Origin of the sequence: Thiohalocapsa halophila, from assembly GCF_016583825.1 — a bacterium.
Lineage (GTDB): Bacteria > Pseudomonadota > Gammaproteobacteria > Chromatiales > Chromatiaceae > Thiohalocapsa > Thiohalocapsa halophila.
In genome coordinates this window covers 1-11,372 of record NZ_NRRV01000103.1, presented here as the reverse complement: position 1 = coordinate 11,372, position 11,372 = coordinate 1, and the positions used below count along the sequence as shown (strand labels likewise).

The following is an 11,372-nucleotide window of genomic DNA, read 5'->3' as shown; positions in this document are numbered from 1 at the left end:
GCATCAGCGCGTCGTTGGCCGGCGGCTGCAGCGCGAAGACGCCGACCACGTCGTCCTCGCCGATGCGGATGGGCACGCCGATGAAGGGCAGGTCCGGGTCGAACAGCCCGAGGCGATCCAGGAACCGGGGCTTGTCGCTGACCCGGGGCAGGATCCAGCGCCGGTTGGTCTCCAGCACCTGGCCGATGACCCCCTCGCCGGGGCGGTAGCGGATCTTCTCGAAGGGGGCGGCCTCCTCGTCGTGCAGGGCGGCCACCAGCAGGTCGCCGCTGTCGGCGTCCAGCAGGCTCGCCATGCCGCGGCAGAGCCGGCCGCGCTCGTGCAGGGTGCGCAGCACGTGGCGCAGGGTCTCGCGCAGCTCCAGTGCGCCATCTGGACGCCGTAGCCGAGAACCAGCATTGATGCCTTCGTTGCCGCGGATTACATTGCTCGGCCCTAACTGGATTCCTACAGAATGATTCCTCGCCTCGGGCAATGACGCACAGCATCGAGATTTTCGTTGCGGCGCAACAGGCTGTTGCCGCCGGTACACCCATGATCCCGCGAAGCGCGAACGACAAGGAGTATTTTCCGCAGGACTGGTTTGCGGATCGGGTATCCGCACTGGGGCTGCCGTTCGCGGCCCAAGGCCGTAACAGCTACCCGGACTTCTGGGTCGGGGACGACGGAAGCGCGCGGGTCGAGGGCTTTGAGATCAAGTCGCTCGCGTTTAGCAACGGCCGGCCGGCGCGGCGGGACTACGACTCGAACAGCACGATTCCTTCCGGACGCAAGGACGGATGCGACGTGTTCTTGGTGTTCTTTCTCTACACCGGCTCGCGCGGCGACCCGCGGCCGGTTCATTCCCTGAGCATCGCCCACGCCGATCTGATCAATTCCGATCATGCCGTCGCCGCCGCGCACATCAACGAGGGCATCGATGGCTTCGGCTCCTACGGTGACGGCTTCATCCGGGACCGCAAGATGTACCGCTTCCCGCAGCCCTACACGATTGATCCGAGCGGGTTGGGACGCTGCCGGCTGATCGTGCCAGCGGCTTGGGCGGTGGCGGATACGCGCCTCGCGCAGGTCGGGACAATCGACCGGAAGATTGTTGATGAGGCGCTGAAGAGTTACGAAATCCACCTGGACGGCAGCACCGGGGCTACCGCCAAGCGCGCGGAGCGGCCCGATGCGGGGCAGGTATGCCGGTTCGATGTGTTCGAGGGCAGGTAGAAAGCGCGTGCCTGCGTGACAAGACACTCGAACTGAGCTGGGTCGCGGCTGCGGCCACACAGCCGGGCCGGCTGCGTCGTCAGGCCATTTTGGTTTGAGTGGATCAGGGCTGGAAGCCCTGGCTACGTTGGGGGCCGGCGGATGATCGGTGCCCTGATCAAGCACCTCAAAAGAGCGATGCCTGCACGGGCCTCGACTGCGCCGCTGCCGGGGCGGCCTGCCGCGCATCCTGCGCCTCGAACAGCCGCTGCGAAATCGCGGTGCAGTCCGTCAGCGCGGGCTCGAAGGCAGGCAGTACATCGGCGGTCTTACGGCCCGCGCAGAGCTCGACGAGGGCTTGGCTGAACACGATGATCCGCACGTCGTTCAAGGACAGCCGGCGTCCGGTGTGGTTGAAGCGCGCGACCTTGTCGCCGGCTGCGGATTCGGCCGCCTCCAGTGCATCCACCGGCGGGAGCAGTGGGCGGCGGTCGTCGGCCGCCTTGCGGCAGACCATCAGCACGTCCAGATCGATCGGCGACTTGGCCGCGAGCTTGGGGGTTGCCACGGACATCTCCGCCTTGACGGGCTGCGCCTGCACCAGCTTGAAGCCGGCGCCCAGCACGGCCGCGGCAACGGAGATCCAGCCGTCCTCGCGGGAATGATGGTACGAGAACACCAACAGCCCGTCGTCCTTCAGCACCCGGTGGCATTCGGCGAAGACGCCCGTCAGCTTATCGGAGAATCGGCCGGAATCCGTGTCCTGAACCTCCTTCGCATTGCGGGTGGTCGCGGCGGGCTGTGTGCCGTCGGCGTCCAACCAGAGCGATTGCCAGACATGGAAGAAATCCGCCAGCTCGGAGTAATGCACGTTGTCGTAGAAGGGCGGGTCCGTGATGACGGCATCGACGCAGCGGTCCGGCAGGTCGGTCGCGGCGGAGTCGCCGCAGGCGAGGTAGATGGCCCCCGGCGGCAGCCCGCCCTCGGGCCAGGCGTCGAGTACCGGCGCGCCCATGGGCCGGCTCTTGCCGTAGAGCTTCAGGCCCGCCTTCTTGCCGGGCTGGCGCCCGCCGGCCGGATCGAGCACGATCTCATAGGGTGCCGCCTTGTAGTCCACGGCGCGCAGGAGCCGGGACTGAAACAGGTTCAGGAATGAGCCGGAGGACTTGGGGGTGCCCCACAGGTTGGCCTCGATGGGCGTGCGCTCGGGCTTCAGCACATGGTGGGCGAACATGTGCCGCACGGCGCCGGTCCCTTCACCCTTGTAGCTGGCGAACAGGTTGTTGAACTCCAAGACGCCGGACAAGAGCACGAACAGCGCCTCGCGCTCGGGGCCGGCGGGCAGGTGACTGATGCCGCCGGCGAGCAGGCCGACCGCGAGCAGTTGCCGATCATTGAAGAACTGGTCCCAGCGGCTGTAGCCGTAGCTCAATACCTGTCGGGTGTTGTAGCCGGGTGTGATCTCGACGCGCGGGATCGGCGGTGCGCGCTGCGCAAGTGCCTGTGTGGCCGCTGCGTAGGTCGCCATGTCCTCGCCGGTGGCGGCGAGGTATTCCTTATCGCCGTCCGAGCGCAGCACCAGCTTCGCGTACAAGCGGTGACGCGGCGGCTCGCCCTGCGCACGGGCCGTCTTGGCGATGGGAAAGCTGGACCCGCATTGCGCGCAGCTGGCATTCGCCCCCTTCACGGTGCCTGCATGATGATCGTAGGTCGTCTTGCAGGCAGGACAGGTGGCGGTGGCATTGGTGTAGAGGGCCCCATGCACAGCGCCGCACTCGGGGCAGCAGCTGTGCACCCGGGGATACTTCTTGACGTAGGCGTGCTTGGCGAAGATGCGCGATGAGAACAGATCGGTCGGCTGGCCGCAGCCTGGGCAGTCAAGCTGCTTGACCCAAAACCAGTACAGCACGTCGCAGGGGTTGCCGGCGCCGTCTCGGCTGCGGTAGAGCGCCTTGATCTGCGGCGCAACGGACGCCTCCAGCTCCGTAAAGTGCGCAAGCAGCCGCTGCTTGTCCAGGGGCTGAAGCGCGGTGCGCACCGCCCGCCAAGCGACCGGGTTGATGTCCCGGCCGACCACGGTGCAGCCGAGCTTGTGCGCCTCGCCCACCGTCGTGCCGCTGCCCATGAAGGGGTCGAAGATCACCGGCGCCGGCAGCTTCACGGCGCTCTGGTACAAGTCCATCACCGCGCTGCCCCGCGGCACCGCACAGCCGAGCACCACTGCGCGAAACACGCTGCCGAGCCGTTGCGCCCACCACTTGTGCGTGTGATAGACGGGCCGCCAGACCTCCTTGCGCCAGCTCTCGACCTCCGCGATGTCGCTCAGCACCTCGAACGGAAAGCCGTCCTCGATGGCCCGGTCGGTCCGCCCGCGCACCACCGGTGCGCCGTAGCTCTCCTGCTCCTCCGCCACCAGCATGTCGGCCAGCTCCGACAGTGCCGACGCCACCCGATGCGGCTCCCGCGCCACCAGCGCCTGTAGCCGCTCAGGCACCCGGCCGGCGAGCAGCATCAGCTCATTCACCGGCACCGAGAGCGCCCCGGCGAGCTTCGGCAGCAACGCATCGGACGGCGGCGCCGCGCCCGACTCGACGCGGGAGAGGTGCGCCGCATCGACGCTGCATCGCGCGGCGACGCCGCGCAGCGAGAGCCCAAGCTGCTCGCGGCGGGATCGGAGGAAAGCGGCGATGTCCATGCCGGAAGGCTAGGGTGTGTTGACGCTTTGGTCAACAGTCTGCATGCCGATGGACTTGAGATGCTGTCCTCCGAGACATCCGCACAAGTCAAGACGTCGGGGCTACAAAACGCGAGGCGTTACATGTGAGACCTGACCCCTGTCATGTCCTGAGACCTGACCCCTGTCATGTCCCCAAAGCCTACATAAAGCGCCGTCGCGGGACAGTTCCACGCATTTCTGGTTCATCGGACCATCCAATATGGCATTGCGCGTCTCCTGCGGCTCCAACTTCACGCCGCCACTATTGATTCTCTCGAAAACCAGTTGTTTAAGGCGAAGTGCCTCCTCTTCACTCTTCGCGGTCTCCTTTAAAAGGATAACCGACGATAAATATCGTCGATCTATACCCTCACGGACTTTCTCCGGTAGCGCGCTATAGGTTCGCCCGTTAAGCTCTGGCCATTGCTCCAAGCCTTCCAGGCAAATTCTATCCCGGTAAAAGTCATGCAGGGCTGTGAGTCGCTGCAGCCCATCCATGACCTCGTATTTTGAATACTCGTACTCATAAAGGAAGATTGGCGGCACCGGCACGTTCATTATCAACGATTCGATCAGCCGAGATTGCTTCTGGACAGACCATCTATGGCGTCGCTGGTACTCGGGAGAGAGTCTATACCCTTTTTCTTCTACCATAGCGGCGATGGTATTTAAAGGATAGCGGGCTTGTTCCGTGACAATGCGAATTTCGCCCTTGATATATTTCTCGTTGATCACCGAGTCGGGGACACGCCCGAGATCTTCATAATGGCTTGCGCCAAAGTCGAGCCGCTCGTGCGGAAGCAACTTGTCATCATCGATTGTCATACGTCTTCTTCACTTGGTTGTAGGAAAGCCGATTACGCGAGGTCGCGCGAGCAGGTGGCGCAGAAGAGCGCATCTCTTGGCCTTCATCATAAGTCCGTCCAAAACCCAGCGTCGCCAGTGGGTTCGCTTCCGCCAAGTCCCAAAAATCAGGCACTTAGTCTCGCGCGTTGGTGGCCGGCGCATAAAGTGGTCGGAGTTATGATCAAGGCCCATCTCTTCGCCCCACGGTCACCGTTTCCCTTTCTGCAGCGGGCGGCAAACCTCTTAGGGCGTCGTCTCACCGGTCCAACAAGATAAGCTGGATGGCGCTTGCCAGACTCTTTCTTGCTGCGTCCTTGGTGCGGCGCTGACCATTTGCGCCGGGAACCTCAGGACAATAGGCGATATAGTAACCCTCATCGCGCTCGAGAGTGGCAATATAGGTGCTGCTCAAAGCGACGGCTTCTCTATTTGAATAAACCGTGAACCGCAGGTTACCGGAGTTCACTACCTGCCTGTTCCACGGGCGCGGCTTCTGAGCCACTGGCGGGCGGATACTGCGGGGCGACTCCCACACCAAGCGAGGACCTGGCGATGCAAGCAGCGACGACGAGTTTCTACGGCTGGCAGCAGCGGTTCTCCACAGGGGAGGCCTGCCGCGAGGTAATCATGGCGTAGCGCTGGCCCGAGGGGTTTCGCTGCCCGCACTGCGGGCACGACCGAGGTTGGTTGTACGCAGCGCGCCATCGCTACGAGTGCGCACGCGGCTACCGCCAAACCTACCTCACCTCGGGGACGGTGTTTCATGGCTCGCGCGTGCCGCTGACGAAGTGGTTCTGGACCCTCTACCTGGTCAGTGCCGACAAGGGCGGCATCTCGGCGCTGCGCCTCTCGAAGATCATCGGTGTGCAGTGGCGCACGGCCTACAACATGCTCCGAGCCCTCCGCACGACGATGGCCGATCGCGACAACCACTACCGCCTCACCGCGCTGATTGAGGTCGACGATGCCTACATCGGCGCCAACAAGACCGGCAAGGCCGGGCGCGGCGGCTGGCGCACACCGGTGCTGGTCGCCATCGAGAAGACCGAGGAAGGCAAACCCCGCTTCGTTGCCATCGAGGTGCTGGACTCGTTGGCAAAGCCCAACATCATCGATTTCGCCGAGCGGCGCCTGCAACCCGGCAGCGTCCGCCACAGCGACGCTTTCCCCTCGCTCGCGGGGCTTACCGTGACGGCTACCCACATCGCCAAGATCACCCCGCCAGAGGAAGCCGACGGTTGGCTGCTCTGGGTGCATCTCGTCATCGCCAACCTCAAGCGTTTCCTGCTCGGCACCTTCCACGGTGCGGTCCGCCCACATCGGTTGCAGGAGTACATCAATGAGTTCGTCTATCGCTTCAACCGTCGGTTCTGGGAAGAGTAGATACCCAACCGCTTGCTCGCCATGTGCCTCGGCACCAGCGGGCCGGCGCTCCGTGGAACAGGCGCCAAGTGAAGACCCATGACTAAGGTTACCGGCGCGCCGCCCTTTGCTGCTTCATCGCGACTCTTGGGTGCAACACCGGGGGATCGCGGCAGAGTCGCCGATGAGGCCTGACGGTGCGAGTAGTCAGGCGAGAAAACAGCCCGGTCTTGGTCGACAGCTTGGAAGTTCGATGGCAAACCCTGGACCTTGTGACCCTGAGTTTGGAACTCGTCAGAGGTAACACGCGCGCGTGATCGCAAGACCCCCGGGCGTTGGGCGTTGCGACCCCAGGCATTGCGTGCATGATTTCAAGACCTGACCCGGCGCCTTCTGACCCGGCGCCTTCCGGCCCCGTCTGTGACCCGGCGCCTCCTGCTTTCCCAGGATGCTTGATTGCAAGACCCCCTCTTGCACTGATCGGCTCAAAAGACCCCCGTTCACACCTGACCCCTTCGAGCGCAACTAGCCTCGCCTTGCTACTAAAGCACTGAACTTCCCTTCATCCCCCCACGTGCCTAGGCTCTCTACTGTAGTGAAACCTGCACGCCTTAATTCACTAGCAAGCCCTCGGGGATCTGTTGGGTAATGCGTTGTGCGTTCAGAAAAAACAATATTACATGGCGACCAACAATCGTCGTCGACGGTTGCACGGCAATCTAAGTGATAGACAGTTCGGAGTAGCGCCTGCTTATCGGGTTCATTGATGACCATCACCAAGCTTATCGCCCCATGGTCGTTCCTTGCAGCACACGGCGACAAGGTCGTCTCTTCCAATGCCCCCCACTCGGTATACGTATCAATGATAAGGGCGCCATCGCTCGCTAGGATCGAACGCATACCACGCAACGCCCTTTTGCGCGGACCGGGCGGAAGATGCACAATACTGTTGCCGGTGCATACAACTACATCGAACACATGGCCACGCCACACGCCGGACAGGTTAAACCACTCTCCGACCCTCCAACTCAGGACGCGAGCCTTCCGCATGCGTGCTGCCTTTATTGCTCGCTTATTCAGATCGGAGCCGTATACTTTGAGCTTACGATACGCTGACAATTCCGCTGCGAGAGTTCCGGAAAAGCACGCCACGTCACAGACACGGCGCCATCGGTTCAAATCGCACAGCGCAGCCACTTTCTCCGCAAGCGAACGCTGATGTCTCGAGTAATCTCCGAAGAGGCTCGGATATACCGGCGCTACCCTGTCATAAAAGCTTTCGATTTCGCGGAGAAGATCTTCGTAGTACGGTCGGTTCACAGCGGAAATCTAATAGGGATTAGCCTGTCGATGGTTCGTGTTTCCCATAAAACACCCATTACATACCCATGCGCCTTTCAATGGCTCTTAGCTTGGCTTCAACAGAGCGATCTCGAAAATCTGACATCTCATAGACCTGTCCACCATCAACGACGTAGAGGTCTCTGCAGTATTCGGCGACCAAGCGCAAGTCGTGACTAACAAGCACTGCGGCACAACTGTTCGTGCTCACGACGCTTTCGAGCCAGCGACAGAATTGCGTTGACCTCACAGCGTCCAAGGTCGCCGTCCCCTCATCAGCGATGAGCAGCTTTTGCCTGCTGCTGAAGCCGAGCGCATTCCCAAGCGCTTGTTTCTGGCCAGACGACAGCTCCGCAACATAACGGCCTGCGATCTGATCATAAGCTACGAGATCCTGGGCAATGATATTGGAAAAGCTTTCGCTGCGCACCCAGGCCAACTTTGGGAAGAATGGTAAGGCGATTGAGCCATGGATGCCTGCTGCGATAGACAGCAGGAAGTGATCCTCAACAGTGAACTCATCAACTAACAAACGAGCGGAGTCCATATGAACCCAGCCAATTAACCTATGCCGCTCGTCTTTCGAAAAGCAATTTATCTCAGCACCATCTAGCCAAATAGACCCTGTTCGAGGCTGCAGCTCCCCAAGAAGCAGTTTCACCAGCGTTGTCTTTCCGCTACCGTTACTGCCGACGATGCCGGTGATCTCGCCCGCGCGCGCCTCGAACTCTTGACAGACGAGTTCGAAGAATCCCGCCGCAGTTCTGCCCGTTTTGTACTCGAAGCGAAGAGATTGTGCTCTTACCATTTGCTGTACCCGTGAAAGTGCCAGGCCGGCAATCCCTTGCTGCTCCTGCCCCAAAGAGCTCCCACAACCGCTCCGAGGCCAATCAGTAGACCCATGAGTGCCCGAGACCATTGGTTTGCACCGAATAAATCCCACACAATTTGTTCCAAGACGTGAAATAAGAGTAGACCCATTGAGCACGCAAGCACGACAACGCCAGAACCAAACCCATCTAAGAGTCGGGCCCAAGCGAATTTTGAAAGCCTAGGCACGCCATAGCTTTGGTGCTGCAGTGCTCGGAATACCGCAATCATGACGGCTTCTCCGACAACAATGAAGGTAAGAACCTTGAATAGAACGCCATCGCCGAGATTTAGAGTCGCCGTTCCACCGTTAAGCGCGACGCAAGCGCCTCCAACACCCACCATGGCGTTTCCTGCGATGACCTGGGCACCAACCCACAGAGGTGCTCGTAGGCCGAATTGGTTCACGAGTTCCGGGCGCTCAGCCGAAAATCGAAGCCGTAACCCGAAAGAACTGGATAATAAGCTTAGCACGGCGATTAGCGCTGCCAAAGTTGACAGAACGATACTCCAGGGCGGCAGGGAATATCCGTCTGGAACGCCTTGGAACGCCTGTTGGCCGAGCACAACCCACGCAATCGTGTATCCTGCTGAGCCTGTGACGATGCCGCAGAGAATGGCATTTACGCGTCCCCAGACGAATAGTCCGGCGGTGATTGCGCCCATGAGTGAACCGGCGCAGAAAGATATCGCTAGAGAGATGGGAAGTGGCAGTCCAGCGATGCAACATTGGGTCGCAATACCTGCACCCACCACAAATGATCCCTCAATACCGAGATCTGGAAAGTGAACGAGCCTGAAAATGAATGCGCCGGCGATCGCCACCGGCCAGAGCGGCGCCGCAGCGACCAAACCTTGTGTTATCCACTCCATCAGATTCTCCTAACGCGCGGTATCGCTCTACGAAGTTGGAGTCAGTCGGTTCCCCGCCCCGATACACTTTTCCACACGCTGCGTAGCTCCCAAGCAGACCTGGGAATAGTTACTCCCATACTGGCTGCTGCGGCAACGTTTAGCACGTAATCAAAATATTGGGGATACTCAGACGGGATTTGCTTAATACTTTCTCCCGACAAGACTTTTGCAGCTTTCTGGCCCGCCTGACGCCCCATGGCGCGGTAGCTGGGTCCGACTGTGCCTAGGGCACCCCTTTCAACGCTGTCGGGGTCTCCAACGTATAACGGCTTCTTCGCGCTGACGGCGACATTGATTACCGTTGGGAGATTGTTCGTGAACAGGTTGTCTCCGTTGATTATCACTGCATCGCATTCAGCGAACGCCCGGGTTGCCACCTTGGCGACCTCGGAGTCCTCGGCAGCTTCGTATCTGGTAGGAGCTTTACCTGCTCCTGTCAGAGCTTGTTCGGTGCGGTTGACGAGGATCTGACTATTCTGTTCGGCGGGGTTGAACAGTAACCCGAATTGTTGTGCCGAAGGGGTGATAGTGGTAAAGAATTGTACCTGCTCTCTTACGGGGTAGCGGTCACTTACTCCGGTGGCGAAGGTATCAGAATGCTGCATCTCAGTGACTATACCGGCCTTAACTGGGTCTGTTACGGCAGCATACACTAAAGGTATTTGGGCGGGATTGGTTTTCTTGACGGCCGCAGCGGCAGCTGGTGTGGAGAGAACGAAAAGAAGATCGGCGTTTCTACGAATCGCACGATCAACGAGTCTTGGTATCGAGGAAATTTCGCCGTTGGCGTTGCTGTATTGCATATCCAATTTGCTTTGGTCCCAGCCGGATTCGGCGACACCTTGCCGAAAACCGTCTATCGCAGCCTCGAGAGAGGGGTGAGAGGATGGGGTAATGATGTACACCAAGCTTTTACCCTCAGGCGTGTCCGTATTCGAATCCTGTAGGGTGCAGGCGGTGGCCCACAGGAGCGGCGTGAGCGCAATTAGTTTCAAAAGTATGTCTTTCATCATCGGCACCTCATCGGTTTAAGTGCTATATAAATGATGTCGTTTGGTAGGATTACGCCATGGTCGTGCTTTACCGTGACGTTGCTCGGACAGACTTCCCCGACAGGGATGGAGAGTGCGCAGCGGATGTACTCGTTGGGCACTAATTTGGCGATGTCTAGGATGAGGTCCTTCTGTCTGCGGAGCTGTGATGATCCGGGCCAAAAGGCCAGGTTTTCGCAGGAGTAATCTATCGCTTGGTTGGGCGCTTGTGGGTATGTCACTACTACGCGGATATCTTCGAGCTTCTGATTGCCGGCGTTTAGTATTATGAGCAACTGATTTCGGGGGCTGTTTTGCAGGGGAGGCAATGGTTCGTGAAGCCTGATTTCTAGATCGCCTTGAGGCTCGGTCATTTTGTCGATTGCCCACCAGATGCCCCCGCTGGCGGTCAGCGTGGTTACAACTCCGACGACCGAATAAAGGAATGTCGCAAGATATCGGTACATGCGGCGAAGGGATGTCTTTGGCGGTGGATAATTCACAAACACGTTTCACCACGCCTAGCGGGCTCGCATGCGTAGATTGGTCACCGTATAGTAGTCAAGTGTTGCTATCAACTTAGGTGGCTACACTTTGCTCGAAGACTTGACGCATTCTTCTTGAACTCATTCGCGAGAGTTGACGTAGTGCCTAGGCGTTGAGCCGTTGCCTAGCGTGCGCATGCTAAGCGATAAGGCGTGTTTGTAACGTCAGAAGGCGGGTACTGGATCATACCGAGCGGCAGTAGCGGTCCGAAACGTCGGCTTGGCAGAGCTTGCAAAGCGCGACGCGCCGATTGCACGTACGCCTGGGCGCGCAGGAGTTCCTAATATGTACACATGTTAGTGTAACGGGGCTAGACGAGAAGTCCAAGCGTGGCTGCGACAGATCGTGTGGTTTCCAGGCACAGGTAGCACGCCTTTCTGAGTCAGAACTGCTTCACCCGAATCTTCATGGTCTGAATCCGATAGGCGATCTGGCGCGGGGTCATGCCGAGCAGGCGCGCGGCCTTGGCCTGGACCCAGCCGGCCTGCTCCAGGGCGGCGATGACGCGCTCGCGCTCGTCGATGTCGGGGTCTTCGAGGTCGATGTTGTCG

The 11,372-nt window shown here is 60.0% G+C and carries 9 protein-coding genes and 2 pseudogenes; 2 read left to right on the top strand and 9 right to left on the bottom strand.

Translation table 11 applies throughout. The features are described 5' to 3' along the window. Positions 1-337, bottom strand: a pseudogene (locus tag CKO31_RS23930) (GAF domain-containing protein); the annotation flags it as partial. Between the two features lie 137 nt (positions 338-474). On the opposite strand from CKO31_RS23930, the gene CKO31_RS23925 reads away from it, so the two are divergent. Further along, positions 475-1,215, top strand: a complete 741-nt coding sequence (locus CKO31_RS23925) for a hypothetical protein (protein WP_200242663.1) — start codon at positions 475-477, stop codon at positions 1,213-1,215. Positions 1,216-1,381: 166 nt separating this feature from the next. Here CKO31_RS23925 and CKO31_RS23920 read toward each other — a convergent pair whose 3' ends face one another. The 3 genes from CKO31_RS23920 to CKO31_RS23910 form a co-directional block, all read right to left on the bottom strand. Continuing rightward, entirely contained in the window at positions 1,382-3,889 is a 2,508-nt protein-coding gene (locus tag CKO31_RS23920) for a DNA methyltransferase (RefSeq protein WP_200242661.1), read from the bottom strand. Between the two features lie 102 nt (positions 3,890-3,991). Further along, entirely contained in the window at positions 3,992-4,735 is a 744-nt protein-coding gene (locus CKO31_RS23915) for a DUF262 domain-containing protein (protein ID WP_200242659.1), read from the bottom strand. A 277-nt stretch (positions 4,736-5,012) separates the two neighbouring features. Further along, entirely contained in the window at positions 5,013-5,222 is a 210-nt protein-coding gene (locus CKO31_RS23910) for a type II toxin-antitoxin system HicB family antitoxin (RefSeq protein WP_242475634.1), read from the bottom strand. Positions 5,223-5,308: 86 nt separating this feature from the next. Between CKO31_RS23910 and CKO31_RS23905 the strand changes: the two are divergent. Then, positions 5,309-6,136, top strand: a pseudogene (locus CKO31_RS23905) (IS1595 family transposase); the annotation flags it as partial. Positions 6,137-6,643: 507 nt separating this feature from the next. On the opposite strand, the gene CKO31_RS27750 reads toward CKO31_RS23905, so the two are convergent. The 5 genes from CKO31_RS27750 to CKO31_RS23880 all read right to left on the bottom strand — a co-directional run. Beyond that, positions 6,644-7,438 carry a class I SAM-dependent methyltransferase gene (locus tag CKO31_RS27750; protein ID WP_200242655.1) on the bottom strand — a complete coding sequence of 265 codons (795 nt, stop codon included), beginning with the start codon at positions 7,436-7,438 and terminating at the stop codon, positions 6,644-6,646. Between the two features lie 58 nt (positions 7,439-7,496). Beyond that, on the bottom strand, positions 7,497-8,267 hold the full coding sequence (locus CKO31_RS23895; RefSeq protein WP_200242653.1) for an ATP-binding cassette domain-containing protein: 771 nt from the start codon (positions 8,265-8,267) through the stop codon (positions 7,497-7,499). After that, positions 8,261-9,202: an ABC transporter permease subunit gene (locus CKO31_RS23890; RefSeq protein ID WP_200242651.1), complete on the bottom strand. Its 942-nt coding sequence runs from the start codon at positions 9,200-9,202 to the stop codon at positions 8,261-8,263. Before CKO31_RS23890 ends, CKO31_RS23895 begins: the two co-directional genes overlap by 7 nt. A 41-nt stretch (positions 9,203-9,243) precedes the next feature. Beyond that, the gene (locus tag CKO31_RS23885) at positions 9,244-10,257 is read right to left on the bottom strand and encodes an ABC transporter substrate-binding protein (protein WP_200242648.1); all 1,014 of its coding nucleotides are present in this window, start codon (positions 10,255-10,257) and stop codon (positions 9,244-9,246) included. A 946-nt stretch (positions 10,258-11,203) separates the two neighbouring features. Next, positions 11,204-11,372 (bottom strand): helix-turn-helix domain-containing protein (locus tag CKO31_RS23880; RefSeq protein WP_274607806.1); only part of this gene is annotated, 169 nt, incomplete at its 5' end.